An 18416-nucleotide genomic window follows, 5' to 3' on the forward strand; every position below is an offset into this window, starting at 1 on the left:
ATCGTCGAACGCGGGTTCAGCCATCTGAAGCAATGGCGCGGTATCGCCACCCGCTACGACAAGCTGGCCACCACATTCCGCGCCGCAGTCCTACTCCACGGCGTCATTGCTTGGACCAAGCATTTATCAGACGCGCCCTAGGCCTGACAACGCGGCCGACCAAGACCAGGGCACCCAAGCCGGTGCACCGGAACCTGATCTACCGGATGCTGCGCAATCCGTACTACATCGGCTACGTCACCTATAAAGGCGAGCTCTACAAGGGACGCCACGAACCCCTTATCGACCACGAGACCTTCACCGAGGTCCAGAAGCTCATCGAATCACGCGGCAAAGCCAAGGAACGCCGCAGGATCCACCACCACTACCTCAAAGGCTCGGTCTTCTGCGGTGAGTGCTACCAACGAGACGGCACCATCCAAGTCATGGTTCTACAGCCTGCGAAGAACCGCCACGGCAACGAATACCTCTACCTCTACTGCCCACTATCCAAAGCACGAGCCGGGCGGATCTGCAGCGGCAAGCACTCAAACGTCATCCGTGTCGAAGACGCCATCACCGAGCACTACGCCCTAATGCAACTGGAGGACGAGTTCATCGACGCCCTCGGCCACAAACTCCGCGAAACTGTCGAACAAGACGAGAACCACGGCATCCAGCGCAAGAAGCTGATCCGCAAACAGCTCGAAGAACTCGAACAGCAAGAGATCCGCCTGGTTGACCTGGCCACCACCGGGGCTGTAGCCAGCCAGCATGTGCGCACCAAGATGATCTCCATCCAGTCCCAACGCGAACAACTCAAAAGCGACCTTGAGACCGTCCAGGCCTCACTGACCGACATCGAGCACTTCATCCGGGTGGCCATGGAATTCCTCCGCGACATCCAGGACCTTTACATGCATGCCCAGGACGAAGTTCGACGCCGCCTGAACCAAGCTATCTTCACCCGCATCTTCATCCGAGAAGACGAAGTAGTCGACGTCGAGATCGCTGAACCGTTCAATGACCTACTGGCCGCTCAGAGCGCCTACAACAGCTGGCGTGGCACCCAGGCCAAAACCCAGCACCAAGACAACCGGCCACAGCCGAAGATCAACCTCCAGCACGAAACAGAAGAGGGAGCCTCCAACCGGGGAGGCTCCCTCTTCATTCAGCTGTTCTCAGCCAACTCGCCTGCAAACGCAGACCTTTTAGTTCGTGCGTGTTCAGACACGAACCATTTGGTGCGCGAGGCGGGACTTGAACCCGCACGTCAAAGACACTGGAACCTAAATCCAGCGCGTCTACCAATTCCGCCACTCGCGCCCAGGGTGCCGCCGCCTCCGGCTGCGACGGCTCCCCAGTCTACAAGGGCTCAGGCGCCCAGCTTCTCGCGCAGCCGTCCCACATGCCCGGTGGCCTTGACGTTGTACTGGGCGAGCTCCACACGGCCCTGCTCATCGACCACCACAGTGGAGCGGATCAGTCCCTCATAGACCTTCCCGTAGTTCTTCTTCTCACCCCAGGCGCCGTACGCCTCCGCCACGCTGTGGTCCTCATCGGAGAGCAGCGGGAAGCTCAGCTGCTTCGAGGCCGCGAACTTCTCCAGGGCCGCCACCGGGTCCGGGGAGATCCCCAGCACCTGGTAGCCGGCTGCCTGCAGCGAGGCCAGGGAGTCGCGGAAGTCGCAGGCCTGCGTGGTGCACCCCGGGGTGGAGGCCTTCGGGTAGAAGTACACGATGACTTTGGAGCCGCGATAGTCCTGAAGGGAGACGGTGCTCCCGTCAGCGGCGGTCAGGGCGAAGCCGGGGGCCTCGTCACCGGGTTCCAGGCGGTTGCTCATCTGCGGCGATGCTCCTTCAACAATCAGGTTTCGTTTATGTCACTGTATCGGGGCGGTGGCCGGATCCCTACACTGGTCCTATGGTCGTCCACACCGAGCGCAGTCCCGCTGAGGAGCAGCTTGTCACTGCTTTCCGCGGAGTCTTCGACGCGTCGGTGATGAACTTCGGCTCCTACAACCTGGTCTATGCGGAGAACCTGCTGGCTGCGGGCCGCCAGTCCGAAGCCGCCTCCAACGGGCGCCGGAGGGCGGCTGATAGATCGAGCAGCGGCCATGAAGGTCCTGGGTCGTCCAGCTCGGAGCCCGGCTCCCCGGCAGGCCGCCGGGGCCAGGCTGAGGAGGAGCTCTCTGTGCAGGAGGCTGTGGCCTCCTCCCGGCACCTGCTGGTCGGCTACCGCAGGGAGCCGGTGGAGATTGTGCTCTGCCCGGTGGATCTGGACCAGACGCTGGCGCGGCTGGGGGAGTACGACGACGCCGTCGCGATGGCCCAGGTGCCCGCGCTGCTGAACCTGACCAACCTGGCCGGGATGGCCACAGAAGGCTCCACCGTCCAGATCGTCTTCTCCACCGGGCGGCGTCTGACGCTGAGTCTCCAGCCGGAGGTGCAGTTCCCGCAGGCGGAGCAGGTCCCCCTGCACCAGCACCTGGACCTGGAGGACTTCTACGACTTTCTGGACTACTTCATGGACCGGGTGGAGCAGAAGCAGCTGTGAGGCGCCGCGGTGAGATGAGGATCACCAGGCCGCAGGTGGCGCGGCGCCCAGAATCGGTGATAGGCTCATATGTCGTTGCCCGCACGAGCGGATGCAGCACTCCCGCAGAAGGTTCTCCCTGATGATGGGGGCCTCTAGCTCAACTGGCAGAGCATCAGACTCTTAATCTGCAGGTTCCGGGTTCGAGTCCCGGGGGGCCCACGAGAGCCTTCACAGCACAAGCCGTCGGTCAACCACCGGCGGCTTGAACTGTATCTGGCGCTGCCGTACCGCCGTCTGGCCGGGAGGATTCGCCGCAGAGCTCGCGGGCAGGGTATTGTGTTGCGGTCCGTGCTCGCGGGCTGTGCACCTACAGCTGGCGGGGTGTAGTTCAGTTTGGTAGAGCGCCTGCTTTGGGAGCAGGAGGTCGCAGGTTCAAATCCTGTCGCCCCGACGACGGCACAGTGTGACTGAGTGTGCCGCACGGACACTGCGGGAGACACCGCCCGCATCCTCAGACCGATAAGCATCAGCAATCAGGAGCCCCTACGTGGTCAAGAGCACCGTCGAAGAACTGAACCCGACTCGAGTCAAGCTCACCGTGGAGGTGTCTGGCGAGGAGCTCGAGCCCAAGATCAAGGACGCATACAAGAGCATCGCTCAGCAGGTTCAGATTCCTGGCTTCCGCAAGGGCAAGGTGCCGGCAGCGATCATCGATCAGCGGGTGGGCCGCGAGTACGTGGTGCAGCAGGCCATCAATGACGGCCTGCAGGAGTTCTACCAGGCTGGCCTGGCCGACGCGGAGATCACCCCGCTGTCCCGGCCCGAGGTGGAGGTCGAGGAGATCCCCGACGTCAAGACCAATGAGGGCGTGCTGAAGTTCTCCGGCGAGCTGGACATCAAGCCGAACGTGGAGCTGCCCGACTACTCCGGCCTGGAGGTGGAGGTCGAGGCCCGCACCGCCGACGAGGCCGCGGTGCAGAAGGAGCTCGACGAGCTGCGCAGCCGCTTCGGAACCCTGAAGGACGTGGACCGTCCCGCCGGCGACGACGACTTCGTCACCATTGACCTGGTGGCCACCATCGACGGCGAAGAGGTCGACAACGCCACCGGCCTGTCCTACCAGGTGGGTGCCGGCACCATGCTCGAGGGTCTGGACGAGGCCCTGCAGGGCCTCTCCGCCGGCGAGGACGCCACTTTCGAGACCACGCTGGCCGGCGGTGAGCACTCCGGCGAGCAGGCCACCGTGAAGGTGACCCTCACCGCGGTGAAGGAGCGGGAGCTGCCGGAGGCCGACGACGAGTTCGCCCAGCTGGCCAGCGAGTTCGACACCATCGAGGAGCTCACCGAGGACCTGCGCAAGAAGGCTGAGAGCACTGTCCTGCAGGAGCAGGGCGTCGAGGCTCGCGACAAGGTCCTGGAGAAGCTGATGGAGCTGGTCGAGGTGCCTGTCCCCGAGAGTGTGATTGAGCAGCAGATCGAGCAGCACTTCTCCTCGCAGGGCCACTCCGCCGGGGATGACCACGACACCGAGGAGCACCGCTCCGAGATCCGGGAGCAGACCGAGCAGGCCTTCCGCAATGAGATCGTGCTGGACCAGGTGGCTGACCGCGAGGAGATCGGGGTCGAGCAGGGCGAGATCATCGAATACATCATCGCCACCGCCCAGCAGTACGGTATGGAGCCCAACCAGTTCGCCCAGATGCTGGACCAGGCAGGCCAGGTGCCCATGATCATGGGTGAGGTCCGCCGCCGGAAGGCCCTGGCCAAGGTGCTGGAGCTGGCGAAGGTCACCGACACTGAGGGCAGCACCGTGGACCTCTCCGAGTTCGTCACCCCGCCGCAGGAAGACGGCGAAGAGGCTGGGGAGCAGGCTGAAGGCGAGGCCGCCGAGTCTGAGACCGCTGAGGCTGAGTCCGCCGAGCAGGAGGACCAGTCCGAGGAGTCCGACCAGAAGTAATCCTGCGGCTTCCGCACAGCGTATGCCCCGTCGCGCACTCTGCGCGGCGGGGCAATCGTGTGTTCAGGCCTGATCCGGTTCAGCATCCGCCCAGGGGCACCGGACCCGGCCGCCGCTTATGCGTACCAGCAGCACGCAGTGCGGTGATGATCGGCAGCGCCCGGAAGCTGGGGGCGGGACTCAGGAGCCGCTGTCGGCTGAGGCACGGTCCGGAACCTCGTAGGCAACCATGCCCTCCGGCCCAGGGAGCACGGCGGTGCCGGCCTCTACGACGTCGCCGTCCCTGTGCCACGGCGCGCCGTCAGTCTCGGCGAAGCGGCGCACGGTCCAGATGCTCCCCATCGACCACGCCGCGGTATCAGCAGGTCATATCCAGCCCTTCGGCCTCCCACAGGGTCTCACCCGTCTCTGTCTCCAGGCGGATCACACTGGCCAGCGTCTCCAGATCCCGGACTTCCCCGTCGGTGCCCCACTCCCAGGCCGAGACGACCAGCGGGGCGTCTTCGTCGGTGTCGAAGGCATAAGCCAGAGACCGGTTTCCCGGGTGGTCCTCCCCGAAGATCTCTGCATACGGACGTTCCCAGAGCAGCTGTCCGTCCTCTCCGTAGCCGATGACCATCGGTGCCGGATCCTCCTCACCGGAGACCGAAAGGTGCTGGCCGTAGCGTCGGGCGTGCGGGGACACCAGCGGTGCACCGGCGCCGTCGACGTCCTCCCGGGGGCGCCAGCGCCCGGCTTCCCAGTCGAAGGCGCCCTCGCGGTACTCATCGGCAAAGGACCACGCTCCGTCGTCTTCGTACCACCATCGGCCTTCTCCGCAGAAAGTGGTTCCGCAGGCCTCCGGCCGCTCTCCGGCGATGCCCTGTGCCGCCTCGGGGACGACCGCCTCTCCAGTGGCGACGTCGACGACGGCATAGTGCCCGGGACCGGCGTCGGCTGGGGAGTAGTAGGCGGCGTAGGTCGCGCCCTCCCGCTCGAGGAGAGCTGGCGACGGCGCTTGGCCGGACCCGCCGTCGCCATACAGCGCCGGCTTCCGCCACAGCTCACGTCCGGAGTCGAGGCTGCGGGAGACGAGATGCATCATTCCGTCCTCGGCCGTATAGGCCAGGGCCGCATCGGCGGCCTGCTGCACGTCCCCGACCAACTGGTCGTCGGACTCCCAGGCGATTTCGAGTGAGGCCGAGGCCTGCTCCTCATCGACGGTCTCGCCGCTCTGCGCAGTCCCCCCGTCCTCCGTCGGAGCGTCCGGTTCGCTCTCGGGCTGTCCGCAGGCCGGGAGCAGCACCATCGAGCTCAGGGCCGCCGCGGCCAGTCGTCTTCCCGGTCGGTTCACGCGTTGGTGCGGGTGTACGGTGTGCTCGCTCATAGGCCCCCTCCTGCGAGATGTGATGTTTCGGCGAACATAGCAATCTGACATTCGCGGTGTGAGCCGGCCGAGTGGCGTGCGGGGTTTCCCCGCCGCCGGGGCCAGCTTCAGGTGTGATGACCGGTGTGAGCCGGCCGTGAGGCGAGCGGGGCCTCCTCGCCGCCGGAACCAACACTGTGCCGACGGCGAACAGTGCCGCGGCTGGCCCCAACCCGCAGGAGCTCTCCAGTAGTGTTCTGGTGAGAACACGAGTCTGCAACCCACTGGAGGAACAGTCCATGTCTGAGCAGCAGCCCAGTATGTCGAACGTGGATCCGGCGTCCAAGGACGACTACATCTACAACCGCCTGCTCAAAGAGCGGATCATCTGGCTCGGCTCCGAAGTGCGCGATGACAACGCCAATGCCATCTGCTCGCAGATGCTGCTCCTCTCGGCCGAGGACCCTGAGCGGGACATCTACCTCTACATCAACTCTCCGGGCGGATCGGTCACCGCCGGCATGGCTATCTACGACACCATGCAGTTCATCCCCAATGACGTGGTGACCGTGGCAACCGGCCTGGCCGCCTCAATGGGGCAGTTCCTGCTCTCCTCCGGCACCCCCGGAAAGCGATTCGCCACACCGCACGCCCGGATTCTGATGCACCAGCCCTCCGGCGGCATCGGCGGCACGGAATCGGATGTGCGCATCCAGGCGGAGCTGATCAAGCACATGAAGCAGGTCATGGCGGAGCTGACCGCCGAGCAGACCGGGCAGTCCGTGGAGACCATCCTCAAGGACAACGCCCGCGACAAGTGGTTCACTGCCGAGGAGGGCCTGGAGTACGGATTCTTCGACAAGATCGCCCAGCGCTCCGACACGGTCTCCGGCGGCGGCGGAGTCTGATCCGGCCGGCACCGCCCAGCACATCTGAACCTCGCAAGGACTTTCCAGGAGAATCATGAACTTCACCGCTGATCAGAACCCGCAGGGCTTCGAGACCCCCGGTGCCGTCCCCGCGACCCCCGCGCCGTCGAGCCGCTACATCCTGCCTCAGTTCGAGGAGCGCACCCCCTACGGCTTCAAACGTCAGGACCCCTACGCCAAACTGTTTGAGGACCGCATCGTCTTCCTCGGCAGCCAGGTCGACGACGCCTCGGCCGACGACATCATGGCCCAGCTGCTGGTGCTGGAGTCGATGGACTCCGAGCGGGACATCACGCTCTACATCAACTCCCCGGGCGGTTCGTTCACCGCGATGACCGCCATCTACGACACCATGCAGTTCATCCGTCCGCATGTGCAGACGGTGTGCCTGGGGCAGGCGGCCTCAGCGGCGGCGATGCTGCTGGCCGCAGGCACTCCCGGCAAGCGGCTGGCGCTGCCGAATGCGCGCGTGCTCATCCATCAGCCCGCAATGGGAGGTGCCCGCGGAACCGCCACGGACCTGGCTATCCAGGCCGATGAGATCCGCCGCATCCGCACCTGGATGGAGCAGGTCCTGGCCGAGCACACCGACCGCAGCGCCGAGCAGGTCAGCCAGGACATCGACCGTGACAAATTCCTCTCCGCAGAGCAGGCCAAGGAGTACGGAATCGTCGACGAGGTCCTGACCTCCCGCAAGCTTCCGGTCTGAGTCGGTTCGGCAGGCGGCTGCATGGCGGTCGCTTCAGGTGTCCGACCGGTGACGTAGGCTGGAAGCCGTAACCGACAGACCGTCCAGCTCGAGGGATTCCCCAACTATGGCACGTATTGGTGAGAGCGCTGACCTGCTGAAGTGCTCGTTCTGCGGCAAGAGCCAGAAGCAGGTGCGCTACAAGCTCATCGCCGGCCCCGGCGTCTACATCTGCGATGAGTGCATCGAGCTGTGCAACGAGATCATCGACGAGTACCTCAACGAGGTCCAGGAGACCTCGGAGGTGGAGCTGCCGACTCCGCGGGAGATCTACCAGTACCTCGACGAGTACGTGGTCGGACAGGACCAGGCCAAACGTGCGCTCTCAGTAGCAGTGCACAACCACTACAAGCGCATTCAGGCCACCGGCTCCGCGTCGAAGACCGCCTCTCTGGAGAAGGGGCCCTATGACGACGTGGAGATCGGCAAGTCCAATATCCTCATGGTCGGGCCCACCGGCTCAGGCAAGACCTACCTGGCCCAATCCTTGGCGCGGAAGCTGCAGGTGCCGTTCATCGTCGCCGATGCCACCAGCCTCACGGAGGCCGGCTACGTCGGTGAGGATGTGGAGAACATTCTGCTCAAGCTGATCCAAGCCGCCGACGGAGACGTGAAGAAGGCCGAGCAGGGAATCGTCTACATCGACGAGATCGACAAGATCTCCCGCAAATCGGAGAACCCCTCGATCACCCGCGATGTCTCGGGCGAGGGCGTGCAGCAGGCGCTGCTGAAGATTCTGGAAGGCACGGTCGCCTCCGTGGCGCCGCAGGGCGGACGCAAGCACCCCCAGCAGGAGTTCATCCAGATCGACACCTCCAATGTGCTGTTCATCGTGGCTGGAGCCTTCGCCGGTCTGGAGGAGATCATCGAGTCGCGGGCCGGGCGCAAAGGCATCGGTTTCGGCGCACCGCTGTCGACCATCACCCGCGGTGAGGCCAGCTACGCGGACGTGGAGCCGGAGGACCTGCACAAGTTCGGGCTCATCCCGGAGTTCATCGGCCGTCTGCCGGTGGTCGCCACCGTGGAGGAGCTCGACGACGACGCGCTGCGCGACATCCTCACTAAACCTAAGAACGCGCTGCTGAAGCAGTACCAGAAGATCTTCTCCCTCGACGACGTTGAGCTGGACTTCGACGACGGCGCCATCGACGCGATCGTGGAGCAGGCTCAGGCTCGCGGCACCGGCGCCAGAGGGCTGCGCTCCATCCTGGAGAACGTGCTCAACCCCGTCATGTTCGATCTCCCCGGCCGCGATGACATCGCCTCGGTGACGATTACCGGGGATGTGGTGCGCGAGGGGGCCGAACCGCTGATGGTGACCCGCGCCGAGGCGAAGAAGCTGCGCAAGAAGTCCGCCTGAGCCCTCCGGCGAGAATCCGTCGCGGGCGCCACGGCTGGCCAGTTGCTTCCATTTCCCTGCCCCTCACAGTAATGTGCTGAGCATAGTCAGTGATGCGTATCACCTCACAGGGGGTACAGGTATATGGGAAGACCCGCGCGAGGCCGCGCCACACGCCTGATCGCTGCCGCTGCGGCCGCCGGCGCCCTGCTGCTCACCAGCTGCGGAAATGCTGACGAGACGCCGGTGCTCACGTGGTACATCAACCCTGACGACGGCGGCCAGCAGGCCCTGGCCCAGAAGTGCACTGAGGAAGCCGACGGCGCCTACCGGATCCAGACCTCACTGCTGCCCAATGACGCGCCTGCTCAGCGCGAGCAGCTTGCCCGGCGCCTGGCCGCGGGGGACTCCTCGCTGGACATCATGTCCATCGACCCGCCGTTCATCCCAGAGCTGGCTGAACCGGAATTCCTGGCGCCGGTGCCCGAGGACGTGGCCGAACGCACCACTGAGGACACCCTCGAAGGTGCTCTGGCCGGCGCCATGTGGAACGACGAACTGGTGACCATTCCGTTCTGGGCCAACACCCAGATCCTCTGGTACCGCAAGTCTGTGGCCGAGGAAGCCGGTCTCGACATGGATGAGCCTGTGACCTGGGACCAGCTCATCGAAGCAGCCGATGAGCAGGAGAAATACCTCAGCATCCAAGGGACCCGAGCCGAGTCGATGACGGTCTGGGTCAATGCCCTGATGGAGTCGCAGGGAGAATCCATCCTGGTGGACCCCTCGGCAGGAGCCGAGGAGCTGGAGACCGCCTTGGACTCCGATGCCGGACGCAAGACCGCGGAGATCATCGGCACCATCGGCCAGGAGGGCCTCGCCGGCCCAGGTGTCGCTTCCCTGGACGAGAACCAGTCGATGCTGATGTTCCAGCGGGACAACGGCTCCTTCATGGTCAACTGGCCCTTCGTGTGGGCCGCGACCAACGCCGCCGCCGAAGAGGGCAGCATCGACGCGGAGATCCCCGAGGATATGGGCTGGGCCGAGTACCCGCGGGTGGACGCGGACACCCCAGCGGCACCGCCGCTGGGCGGCATCAACCTCGGAGTGGGCGCACAGTCCGAGCATCCCGACCTGGCCTACCAGGCGATCGAGTGCATCGTGAGGCCGGAGAACCAGACCGAGTACTTCGTCACCAACGGCAATCCGCCCTCCTCCGCCTCCGCCTTCGACGACCCCTCGATCGAGGAGGACTATCCGATGGCAGATACCATCCGGGAGGCACTGGACAATGCCGCCCCCAGGCCTCAGACGCCGTTCTACAACGAGATCTCCGAATCCATTCAGGATCAGTTCACCCCGGTCTCCACCGTGGACCCGGAGACCACACCCGCCCAGACCGACGCCTACATCACTGAAGTCCTGCGAGGGGAGCGTCTGCTGTGACCGCTACTGCTGATAACGTCCCCGCCGAGCAGCGCAGCCGGCGCGACCGCCGCGAGGTGCAGGCTGTGAAGTCCGACCGCGCCAAGGACGAGGCCAGGCTGGGATGGCTGCTGGCCGGCCCCGCGTTCGTCATCATGCTCGCGGTCACCGCCTATCCCATCGCCCAGGCTGTCTTCGATTCGCTGTTCTCCTACCGGCTCACCGCCCCCGATGAGCGCAGCTTCATCTTCCTGGACAACTACATCCTGCTCTTCAGCGACTGGGTCTTCTGGTCAGCATTCCTGGTGACCCTGTTCATCACCGTGGTCACCGTCGCGATCGAGCTGGTGCTGGGCTTCGCCCTGGCGATGGTGATGCACCGGGCGCTGAAACGGATCCGCGGTCCTCTGCGCACCGCCATCCTGGTGCCGTATGCGATCATCACCGTGGTCGCCGCCTTCGCCTGGTACTTCATGTTCGACATCAACTCAGGCTTCATCAATAAGTGGTTCTCCTGGGTGCCGGGCATCAGCGCAGAACTGGACTGGTTCGCCAACACCGGCACGGCCCTGACGGTGATTATGGCCGCCGAGATTTGGAAGACCACACCGTTCATCGCGCTGCTGCTGCTGGCCGGCCTCGCGCAGGTGCCCGATGAGCTGCTGGAGGCCGCCCGGGTCGACGGCGCCACCCGCTGGCAGCTGCTGCGGCGGGTGATCATTCCGAATATGAAGGCCGCCATCATGGTGGCAGTGCTTTTCCGGGCCCTGGACGCATTCCGCATCTTCGACTCGGTGTTCATCATGACCTACGGCGACGCCGGCACCGAGGTGCTCGCCCTGCTTGCCTACCGGCAGTCCATCTCCCGGTTGGAGATCGGGCTGGGCTCAGCGGTCTCAGTGGTGCTGTTCGCCTGCGTGCTGCTGATGTGCTTCATCGCGGTGAAGATGTTCAAAGTCGATCTGGCCTCCGGCACTGACACCGGCGGCGCGCAGGGTGGAGGTGAGAAGTGATGAGCCACACGGCAAAATCGCGCCTCGGCTGGATCATCGTCACGGCGGTGGTGCTGATCTACTCACTGTTCCCCGTGGCAGCCATCTTCGCCACCAGCTTCAAGACTCCAGGCGACCTGGGCAACCAGACGTTCTGGCCTACGAGCTGGACCTGGGAGAACTACGAGATGATCTTCGTCGGCGACGCCCAGGGGCTGTTCCTCTCCGCGCTGCGCAACTCCATCGGCATCACCCTGATCGCCACCTTCATCGCCGTCGTGCTGGCCACCCTGTGCGCCTATGCGATCGCGCGGCTGAACTTCCCGGGCAAGCGCCTCATCCTCGGCGGGGCCCTGGCTGTCTCGATCTTCCCGGTCATCTCGGTGGTGACTCCGCTGTTCAACCTGTGGCGCACCATCGGTCTCTACGACACCTGGCTGGGACTGATCATCCCGTACCTCTCGCTGACCCTGCCGATCTCCATCTGGACGCTCTCAGCGTTCTTCCGGCAGATCCCCTGGGACCTGGAGCAGGCCGCACAGGTGGACGGCGCCACCCAGTGGCAGGCATTCCGCAAGGCGATCGTGCCGCTGGCGGCCCCCGGGGTGTTCACCACTGCGATCCTGGCGTTCTTCATCGCCTGGAACGACTTCGTCTACGGCATCTCACTGACCTCCACCGAAGCAGCCCGGCCGGTGCCCGCCGCACTGGCGTTCTTCACCGGCGCCAGCCAGTTCGAGGAACCCACCGGCGCCATCTCGGCGGCGGCGATCGTGGTCACCATCCCCGTCGTCGTACTGGTGCTGCTGTTCCAGCGGCGCATCGTCTCCGGCCTCACCCAGGGCGCGGTCAAGGGCTAGAAAGGACAACACACCATGGCATCGATCACCCTGAAGAACATCGTGAAGAAGTACGACGACGGCTTCCCAGCGGTCAACGACATCTCCATCGATATTGAGGACGGCGAGTTCGTGATCCTCGTCGGTCCCTCCGGCTGCGGAAAGTCCACGCTGCTGCGGATGATCGTCGGCCTGGAGGACATCACCTCCGGGGAGCTGCTGATCGATGGGGAGCGGGTCAATGAGAAGGCGCCGCGGGAGCGGAACCTGGCCATGGTCTTTCAGAACTACGCGCTCTACCCCCACCTGACCGTCTTCGAGAACATCGCCTTCCCGATGCGGCTGGCCAAAGGAAAATTCTCCGAGGATGAGGTTCGGCAGAAGGTGAACCGGGCCGCCGAGATGCTCGAGCTCACCGAGCACCTGGAGCGCAAGCCGGCCAACCTCTCCGGCGGTCAGCGTCAGCGCGTGGCCATGGGCCGGGCCATTGTGCGGGAGGCCAACGCCTTCCTCTTTGACGAGCCGCTGTCCAATCTGGACGCGAAGCTGCGTGGCCAGATGCGCTCGGAGATCGCCCAGCTGCAGCGCAGCCTGAACACCACCAGCGTCTACGTCACTCACGACCAGACCGAAGCGATGACCCTGGGGGACCGGGTGGCGGTGCTGAAGAAGGGCGAGCTGCAGCAGATCGCCTCACCGCGGGAGCTCTACGAACAGCCGGCGAACCTGTTTGTCGCCGGATTCATCGGCGCCCCGTCCATGAACTTCTTACCGGGCACCGTGCAGCGCAGCTCCACCGGCAGCACCGTGCTGTCCACCCCGCTGGGGGAGATCGAACTGCCGGAGGAGACCGCCCGCGCAGGCGAGGGACGCGACATCGTGCTGGCCGGCATCCGCCCGGAGTTCTTTGAGGACGCCGCCACGCTGGACTCGGCACGCAAGGCCCGAGGGTCCATCCTGCGAGCCCAACTGAGCCACACCGAATGGCTGGGCAACGAGCAGTACGCCTATGTGCCCTACGAGAATGACCCGCGGGTGGCGGAGGCGCTGCAGAACCTGGCCCATGAGATGGACGCCGATGATCTGCGCACCCAGCTGGTGGTCTCAGTGGACGCGACCTCCCGGGTCCGCGGCGGAGACACCGCCGAGCTGTGGGTGGACACCCGCCGGATCCACCTGTTCGACCCGGCAACCGGTGAGAACCTCACCCGGGATGCAGAGGCCGGCGCCGAGCTGACCCGCATGGCCGCAGAGGACCGCAAGCGCGACGCCGAACGGATGGCCGGCCAGCACAACTGACCAGTATCCGTTCGGCGCCAGACTCCCCGGGGCCAGAGCCTCGGCTGAAGAGTCACTCCCAGCGGAACAGGGCTGCGGCCACTCCGCCGCCCAGCAGCGCCCAGCCGATCGGCACCAGCCAGTTCTGCAGATCCACGCTCTCGCCCAACCACGCGGACTGGAAGGCCTCCACCGCAGCTCCGAAAGGCAGCCATGAGCCGATCTGCTCAAGGGTCTCCGGGAGGTTCTGCGTACCGCCGAACATCCCACCCAGGGCCGCCATGCCGAAGAATGCCACCAGACCGATAGCCACAGAGGAGTTTGGAGTCGGCGCGATGGAGGCCACAATCATCCCCACCCCATACATGGCTGCGCAGCACACGCCCAGTGTCGCGAGCGCAGCCCACGGAGCCTGAGGGAGGTTCGCCTCGAAGAAGAGGAACGCCGCTGTCAGGGCCACGGCGACTCCCAACAGGATCTGGACCAGACTGACCACCATCTGGGCGATGAGCACCATGGCCGGCGAGGCCGGGGTGACCGCCAGTCGGCGCAGCAGCTTGGTCTTCCGGTAGGTGGCCAGGAAGCTGGGCATATTGATCACCGCGGTCATGGAGATCACCATGGTCACGATGATCGGCACCACGTATGCGCTCAGTACTGTCACCCCCTCGGCGACCTCCTGGCCGGCGTCTTCGATGGAGATGCCCTGCATCACTAGGATCAGCAGCGGCATACCGAGGGGGACAATCAGCCCAGCGGTATCGCGGATGACCATCTTGGCCTCCGCTTCGATCAGCTTCAGCCACGCGTATGCGCCCGGCCTGCGGGCTTCAACTATGGTGCTCATCGTCAGTCGTCCTCCTCGTCGTGGTCCCACTCTCTGCCGGTCAGTCCTACGAACGCGTCCACCAGCGTCTCGACGCCGGCCTGCTGCCTCAGCTGCGCAGGTGTGCCCTGAGCGATGATGCGCCCGGCGTCGATCAGCGCGACCCGGTCGCAGAGCCGCTCCACCTCATCCATGGCGTGACTGACCAGAATCACCGTCTGCTCGGCCAGCGACTCGATGGTCGCCCAGATCCGCCGCCGCGCCTTGGGGTCCAGTCCGGTGGTCAGCTCATCGAGGATCACCACCTGCGGCCGGCCGATCAGCGCCAAGGCGATCGACAGCCGCTGCATCTGGCCTCCGGAGAGATCATCGAACCGGGTGTTCGCCTTCTCGCTCAGCTCCACCATCTCCAGCGCCTGCTCGGCCTCCAGCGGATGGGGGTAGAAGCTCCGGTAGAGATTCACCAGCTCCCGGGCGGTCAGCGACCCGTGCAGATACGCCTGCTGCAGCTGGACGCCGAGAAGCTGCCTTACCTGTGCCCGGTCGGTGAAGGGGTCCAGCCCCAGGATGCGCACTGTGCCCTCGGTGGGCTTGCGCAGTCCTGCGATCATCTCCACGGTGGTGGTCTTACCGGCCCCTCAGTGAGCGGGAGACTGAGGTGCTGCGCCTGGTGGCCGAAGGCTATTCCAACCGGCAGATCGCCGAGCTGATCCACCTGGCCGAAGGCACAGTGAAGAACCACATCTCCTCGATTCTGATCAAGCTCGGCGCCCGTTACCGCACCAACGCAGTCCTGCGCGCAGTGCGGGAGGGGATCCTCGGCTGAGCCGCGCACAGAAGATGCTAAGTTGTCCCTGTCTGCACCCGTCCCCGAGCCTGAGCGGAGAATACCGATGAGCAGCATCCCCGCGGAGTTGAAGTACAGCGCCGAGCACGAATGGGTGGCCGACGCTGAGAGCGCCGGTGTGGTGCGCGTAGGCATCACCGACTTCGCCCAGGACGCGCTGGGCGAGGTGGTCTATGTGGAGCACCCGGAAGTCGGTTCCACCGTCAGCGCCGGAGACGTGGTCGGGGAGGTCGAGTCCACCAAATCGGTCTCCGACATCTATGCGCCGGTGTCCGGGGAGATCACTGCTGTCAACGAGGCGCTCAACGATGAGCCTCAGGCCATCAACTCCGATCCGTACGGGGCCGGCTGGCTGTTCGAAATCGCTCTGGCGGAGGATTCCGGGATTGATGCCCTGCTGTCTGCTGAGCAGTACTCCCAGCAAGCCGGCTGACTGTTATACACTTGTGATCTGAGAAAAGTGTGGGTGGACTTTCCCATGCCTTCTGCAGCAGTCCCATACACGCGCGACCTGAACGGATGAGGAGACCCCGGTGACTGAACAGCCGAACGTCGCCGGCGGAGAGAGTGCCTCGGAGACCACCAGCATCTCTCTGCCGCCCGCACAGACCGGCACCCAGGAGCCCAAGCTGTCGGAGCAGGACAGCGCCGCCATCGCCGCCCTGCCGAAGAACTCCGCGCTGCTGATCGCCCACACCGGGGCGAACCAGGGGGCCCGCTTCCTGGTGGATCAGGACGAGACGACGGTCGGGCGCCACCCGGAGGCCGATATCTTCCTCGACGACGTCACCGTCTCGCGGCGCCACGTGAAGCTGCACCGGACTAAGACCGGATTTGAGCTGGAGGACCTGGGCAGCCTCAACGGGACCTACGTCAACCATGACCGTGTGGACCGTCACGCACTGCGCGCCGGCGATGAGGTGCAGATCGGAAAATTCCGGCTCACCTACTACTCGGGCACATAATAAACACGAATTTGCGCGTACGGCACGCTATTCTGGGCCTGACTTCTTTCCTTCCCCTGAACCCGAAAGAGGATGCGCAGTGAGTGCCTCACCCGCTCGTCAGCCGAAGCCGGACAAATCTGCCGGCCCCGCCGATACGCACGTCTTCACGATCTCCGAAGTGCTGCGGGAACTGCAGCACGAGTTCCCGGACCTCTCTGCATCCAAGCTGCGGTTCCTGGAGGAGCGCGATTTGGTGGAACCGGCGCGCACCGCCTCCGGCTACCGCAAATACTCCGCCGGTGATGTGGAACGGCTGCGCTTCATCCTTGCTCTGCAGCGCGACCGGTACATGCCGCTGGACGTGATCAAGCAGACCATGGACGCCATCGACGCCGGCGAGAAGCCGGAGGCGCTGCCGGAGTCGGCTCCGGTGGGTCCCCGCGAGGTCACCGGTGAGCTGGCTGCTCAGATCACCGGGCGCACCCGGCCGATGAGCCGCAAAGAGCTGCGCGCCCTCTCCGGAGCCACCCGCGGAATGCTCGACACGCTGGAGAAGTTCCGCATCATCTCCGCCGACGCGCAGGGCAACTATTCCCACCACGACCTCAAAGCAGTCAAAGCGGTGCGGGTGCTGGCCCGCTACGGCCTGGAGCCGAAGCACCTGGTGAGTCTGCGCCGCTCGGCCGACGCCGAGCTGGACCTCATCGCCCGGGCCATGGCCCCGCACGCTGCACGCAAAGACGCCGCAGCCCGGGCCCGGGTCGCTGAGTCTTCCAAGGAGATGCTGCAGTGCCTGAAGGACCTGCGCGCCTCCATCATGGACTCCGCGGTGGAGCAGATCGACAAGCGCTGAGCCACCGCCGTCGTCGACTGTCTTCCCCCGGTGCACAAAACAGCACCGAGGCGCCTAAACTGGGTGTATGACTGATCGTCAGGTGGTACTGGAGGTCGTCGGCGTACGCGTCGAACTGCCCAGCAGCCAACCTGTGCTCATTCTGCGCGGTGCCGAACCCGATACCCAGGAGTACCACGTCGCCGTGGTGGTGGGTCCGGCCGAAGCCGCAGCCGTGGCGCGCGCACTCCAGGGGGAGGTGCCGCCGAGGCCGATGACCCACGATCTGCTCACCGCTGTGCTGGAATCCTCCGGCGGCGGCATCGAAGCCGTGGAGGTGCGACTGCTGGATGCCAGCACCTATGCCGGCACAATCCGGCTGAACAACGGCACCACCCTTGACGCCCGTGCCTCAGATGCGATCGCTGTGGCCGTGCGCGCCCACTGCCGGGTGACCATGGAGCTGCAGACCCTGCGCGCGGTCTCGGTGACCCCGCGGGAGCCCGGATCTGCGTCGCCGGCCGGCGCCCCAGCAGCCAGCCAGGAGGCAGAGACTGTGCCGCAGAAGGGACCGATCTCTGAGGAAGAGATCAAAGAGTTTCAGAAGTTCCTCTCCGAAGCGGAGCCGGAGGACTTCGACCGGTCATGAGATCAGGCCCCCGGCACCCGCGCAGCAGGCTGACACGCCGCAAGACAGGCGGTCACCCCACGAACCCAGGGCGACGCCGATACACTGTGGAGACAGACTTCACACTGCGCCGCACAGCGGCCACAGCTGAGCCCCTGAACCACGGAAGGTGACCGTTGAGCCTGGATTCACGCGCTGATACGCCGCGAAACCCCGCCGCACGGGCTGCTGCCGCGCAGGAGCCGCTGTTCGTCGACGGGATGCCGGACCTCAACGAAGAGCTCGGATACCGCGGACCCGTGGCCTGCGCGGCCGCCGGCATCACCTACCGGCAGCTGGACTACTGGGCGCGCACCAAACTGGTGGAGCCCTCCCTGCGCAACGCCTCAGGCTCCGGCTCAGCCAGGCTGTACTCCTTCCGCGACATTCTGGTGCTCAAAGTCGTCAAGCGGCTTCTGGACACCGGCGTCTCGCTGCAGCAGATCCGTGCCGCCATCGAGCACCTGCGCGAGCGCGGAGTCGATGACCTGGCGCAGATCACTCTGATGTCGGATGGAGCAAGCGTCTACGAGTGCACCTCACATGACGAGGTGATCGACCTCGTCCAGGGCGGCCAGGGGGTCTTCGGCATTGCCGTGGGCCGGGTCTGGCGCGAGGTGGAGGGCAGTCTGGCCGAACTTCCCCGCGAACGCAGCGAGGAGGCCGCTGCCAAGCCCGCGGCCGACCAGCCTGAATTGGATGCATTCGGCGGGACCGACGAGCTGGCGCAGATGCGTGCCCGCCGTCAGCAGGCCTCCTGAGCGCGCAGCTGCTCTCACCTACCGGGACTAGGGCGTGTCTGAGAAATATGTGAGGGACCAGCTGGAAGCCTGGAGGCATGTCACGTTTCCAGGTGCTCTCTGATGCTCAGTGGGAGCTGATTGCTGATCAGCTGCCTAAGCCCACAGGCAGGAAGGGGCGACCCTTC

General features: G+C 65.2%; 20 protein-coding genes, 3 tRNA genes and 3 pseudogenes. 20 read left to right on the top strand and 6 right to left on the bottom strand.

Features of this window, described 5'->3' with window-relative positions:
* Nucleotides 1–141: pseudogene (locus tag Q1K09_RS11945) on the top strand (IS5/IS1182 family transposase); the annotation flags it as partial.
* Nucleotides 111–317, top strand: a pseudogene (locus Q1K09_RS13110) (recombinase family protein); the annotation flags it as partial. The pseudogenes Q1K09_RS11945 and Q1K09_RS13110, both read left to right, overlap by 31 nt.
* A 904-nt stretch (nt 318–1221) precedes the next feature.
* On the opposite strand, the gene Q1K09_RS11955 reads toward Q1K09_RS13110, so the two are convergent.
* Nucleotides 1222–1305: transfer RNA gene (locus Q1K09_RS11955), tRNA-Leu, on the bottom strand.
* Nucleotides 1306–1354: 49 nt separating this feature from the next.
* A complete protein-coding gene (gene bcp, locus Q1K09_RS11960) occupies nt 1355–1822 on the bottom strand; it encodes a thioredoxin-dependent thiol peroxidase (RefSeq protein ID WP_300345653.1) in 468 nt (155 codons plus the stop codon).
* 80 nt (nt 1823–1902) lie between these two features.
* Between bcp and Q1K09_RS11965 the strand changes: the two genes are divergently transcribed.
* From Q1K09_RS11965 to tig, 4 genes are all read left to right on the top strand, one after another.
* Nucleotides 1903–2535: a hypothetical protein gene (locus tag Q1K09_RS11965; RefSeq protein WP_300345655.1), complete on the top strand. Its 633-nt coding sequence runs from the start codon at nt 1903–1905 to the stop codon at nt 2533–2535.
* 128 nt (nt 2536–2663) lie between these two features.
* Nucleotides 2664–2736, top strand: a tRNA-Lys gene (locus tag Q1K09_RS11970).
* Nucleotides 2737–2894: 158 nt separating this feature from the next.
* A tRNA-Pro gene (locus Q1K09_RS11975) sits at nt 2895–2968 on the top strand.
* Nucleotides 2969–3064: 96 nt separating this feature from the next.
* Nucleotides 3065–4474, top strand: a complete 1410-nt coding sequence (gene tig, locus Q1K09_RS11980) for a trigger factor (RefSeq protein ID WP_300345656.1) — start codon at nt 3065–3067, stop codon at nt 4472–4474.
* A gap of 180 nt (nt 4475–4654) precedes the next feature.
* Here the strand turns inward: tig and Q1K09_RS11985 are convergent, their stop codons facing one another.
* Nucleotides 4655–4816: a hypothetical protein gene (locus tag Q1K09_RS11985; protein WP_300345657.1), complete on the bottom strand. Its 162-nt coding sequence runs from the start codon at nt 4814–4816 to the stop codon at nt 4655–4657.
* 16 nt (nt 4817–4832) lie between these two features.
* On the bottom strand, nt 4833–5840 hold the full coding sequence (locus Q1K09_RS11990) for a hypothetical protein (RefSeq protein ID WP_300345659.1): 1008 nt from the start codon (nt 5838–5840) through the stop codon (nt 4833–4835).
* A 278-nt stretch (nt 5841–6118) separates the two neighbouring features.
* On the opposite strand from Q1K09_RS11990, the gene Q1K09_RS11995 reads away from it, so the two are divergent.
* The 7 genes from Q1K09_RS11995 to ugpC all read left to right on the top strand — a co-directional run bounded on the left by Q1K09_RS11995 (nt 6119) and on the right by ugpC (nt 13390).
* Nucleotides 6119–6727, top strand: a complete 609-nt coding sequence (locus Q1K09_RS11995) for an ATP-dependent Clp protease proteolytic subunit (protein ID WP_300345661.1) — start codon at nt 6119–6121, stop codon at nt 6725–6727.
* A gap of 55 nt (nt 6728–6782) precedes the next feature.
* On the top strand, nt 6783–7457 hold the full coding sequence (locus Q1K09_RS12000; protein ID WP_300345663.1) for an ATP-dependent Clp protease proteolytic subunit: 675 nt from the start codon (nt 6783–6785) through the stop codon (nt 7455–7457).
* A 106-nt stretch (nt 7458–7563) separates the two neighbouring features.
* Complete coding sequence (gene clpX / locus Q1K09_RS12005; protein WP_300345665.1) at nt 7564–8856, top strand: ATP-dependent Clp protease ATP-binding subunit ClpX; 1293 nt, start codon at nt 7564–7566, stop codon at nt 8854–8856.
* A gap of 123 nt (nt 8857–8979) precedes the next feature.
* Complete coding sequence (locus tag Q1K09_RS12010) at nt 8980–10281, top strand: extracellular solute-binding protein (RefSeq protein ID WP_300345666.1); 1302 nt, start codon at nt 8980–8982, stop codon at nt 10279–10281.
* Nucleotides 10282–10337: 56 nt separating this feature from the next.
* The gene (locus Q1K09_RS12015) at nt 10338–11273 is read left to right on the top strand and encodes a sugar ABC transporter permease (RefSeq protein WP_300345678.1); all 936 of its coding nucleotides are present in this window, start codon (nt 10338–10340) and stop codon (nt 11271–11273) included.
* On the top strand, nt 11273–12112 hold the full coding sequence (locus Q1K09_RS12020; RefSeq protein WP_300345668.1) for a carbohydrate ABC transporter permease: 840 nt from the start codon (nt 11273–11275) through the stop codon (nt 12110–12112). Before Q1K09_RS12015 ends, Q1K09_RS12020 begins: the two co-directional genes overlap by 1 nt.
* Before the next feature lie 15 nt (nt 12113–12127).
* Nucleotides 12128–13390, top strand: coding sequence for a sn-glycerol-3-phosphate ABC transporter ATP-binding protein UgpC (ugpC, locus tag Q1K09_RS12025; RefSeq protein ID WP_300345669.1), 1263 nt, complete (start codon nt 12128–12130; stop codon nt 13388–13390).
* A 52-nt stretch (nt 13391–13442) separates the two neighbouring features.
* Here the strand turns inward: ugpC and Q1K09_RS12030 are convergent, their stop codons facing one another.
* Both Q1K09_RS12030 and Q1K09_RS12035 read right to left on the bottom strand, forming a co-directional pair.
* Complete coding sequence (locus Q1K09_RS12030; RefSeq protein ID WP_300345670.1) at nt 13443–14216, bottom strand: ABC transporter permease; 774 nt, start codon at nt 14214–14216, stop codon at nt 13443–13445.
* Nucleotides 14217–14218: 2 nt separating this feature from the next.
* Nucleotides 14219–14806: an ABC transporter ATP-binding protein gene (locus Q1K09_RS12035; protein WP_300345679.1), complete on the bottom strand. Its 588-nt coding sequence runs from the start codon at nt 14804–14806 to the stop codon at nt 14219–14221.
* Nucleotides 14807–14865: 59 nt separating this feature from the next.
* On the opposite strand from Q1K09_RS12035, the gene Q1K09_RS12040 reads away from it, so the two are divergent.
* The 7 genes and pseudogenes from Q1K09_RS12040 to Q1K09_RS12070 all read left to right on the top strand — a co-directional run.
* Complete coding sequence (locus Q1K09_RS12040; protein WP_300345671.1) at nt 14866–15021, top strand: LuxR C-terminal-related transcriptional regulator; 156 nt, start codon at nt 14866–14868, stop codon at nt 15019–15021.
* A gap of 67 nt (nt 15022–15088) precedes the next feature.
* Entirely contained in the window at nt 15089–15475 is a 387-nt protein-coding gene (gcvH, locus tag Q1K09_RS12045) for a glycine cleavage system protein GcvH (protein WP_300345672.1), read from the top strand.
* A gap of 100 nt (nt 15476–15575) precedes the next feature.
* Nucleotides 15576–16007, top strand: coding sequence for an FHA domain-containing protein (locus tag Q1K09_RS12050; RefSeq protein WP_300345673.1), 432 nt, complete (start codon nt 15576–15578; stop codon nt 16005–16007).
* A gap of 79 nt (nt 16008–16086) precedes the next feature.
* Nucleotides 16087–16842: a MerR family transcriptional regulator gene (locus Q1K09_RS12055; protein ID WP_300345674.1), complete on the top strand. Its 756-nt coding sequence runs from the start codon at nt 16087–16089 to the stop codon at nt 16840–16842.
* Between the two features lie 67 nt (nt 16843–16909).
* Entirely contained in the window at nt 16910–17470 is a 561-nt protein-coding gene (locus tag Q1K09_RS12060) for a bifunctional nuclease domain-containing protein (protein ID WP_300345676.1), read from the top strand.
* A gap of 155 nt (nt 17471–17625) precedes the next feature.
* The gene (locus Q1K09_RS12065) at nt 17626–18249 is read left to right on the top strand and encodes a MerR family transcriptional regulator (RefSeq protein WP_300345677.1); all 624 of its coding nucleotides are present in this window, start codon (nt 17626–17628) and stop codon (nt 18247–18249) included.
* Between the two features lie 77 nt (nt 18250–18326).
* Nucleotides 18327–18416 (top strand): annotated as a pseudogene (locus Q1K09_RS12070) (IS5/IS1182 family transposase); the annotation flags it as partial.

The organism is Nesterenkonia sp. (genome assembly GCF_029265375.1).
In the GTDB taxonomy this organism is placed as follows: Bacteria; Actinomycetota; Actinomycetes; order Actinomycetales; family Micrococcaceae; genus Nesterenkonia.

Bases quoted from the DNA above. Each gene is read 5' to 3' on its own strand.
- ugpC (WP_300345669.1), top strand. From the start codon at position 12,128: ATGGCATCGATCACCCTGAAGAACATCGTGAAGAAGTACGACGACGGC.
- gcvH (WP_300345672.1), top strand. From the start codon at position 15,089: ATGAGCAGCATCCCCGCGGAGTTGAAGTACAGCGCCGAGCACGAATGG.
- Q1K09_RS12035 (WP_300345679.1), bottom strand. From the start codon at position 14,806: ATGATCGCAGGACTGCGCAAGCCCACCGAGGGCACAGTGCGCATCCTG.
- Q1K09_RS12060 (WP_300345676.1), top strand. From the start codon at position 16,910: ATGACTGATCGTCAGGTGGTACTGGAGGTCGTCGGCGTACGCGTCGAA.
- Q1K09_RS12000 (WP_300345663.1), top strand. From the start codon at position 6,783: ATGAACTTCACCGCTGATCAGAACCCGCAGGGCTTCGAGACCCCCGGT.
- Q1K09_RS11995 (WP_300345661.1), top strand. From the start codon at position 6,119: ATGTCTGAGCAGCAGCCCAGTATGTCGAACGTGGATCCGGCGTCCAAG.
- Q1K09_RS11965 (WP_300345655.1), top strand. From the start codon at position 1,903: ATGGTCGTCCACACCGAGCGCAGTCCCGCTGAGGAGCAGCTTGTCACT.
- Q1K09_RS11985 (WP_300345657.1), bottom strand. From the start codon at position 4,816: ATGGGGAGCATCTGGACCGTGCGCCGCTTCGCCGAGACTGACGGCGCG.
- Q1K09_RS12020 (WP_300345668.1), top strand. From the start codon at position 11,273: ATGAGCCACACGGCAAAATCGCGCCTCGGCTGGATCATCGTCACGGCG.
- Q1K09_RS12030 (WP_300345670.1), bottom strand. From the start codon at position 14,216: ATGAGCACCATAGTTGAAGCCCGCAGGCCGGGCGCATACGCGTGGCTG.
- clpX (WP_300345665.1), top strand. From the start codon at position 7,564: ATGGCACGTATTGGTGAGAGCGCTGACCTGCTGAAGTGCTCGTTCTGC.
- bcp (WP_300345653.1), bottom strand. From the start codon at position 1,822: ATGAGCAACCGCCTGGAACCCGGTGACGAGGCCCCCGGCTTCGCCCTG.
- Q1K09_RS11990 (WP_300345659.1), bottom strand. From the start codon at position 5,840: ATGAGCGAGCACACCGTACACCCGCACCAACGCGTGAACCGACCGGGA.
- Q1K09_RS12010 (WP_300345666.1), top strand. From the start codon at position 8,980: ATGGGAAGACCCGCGCGAGGCCGCGCCACACGCCTGATCGCTGCCGCT.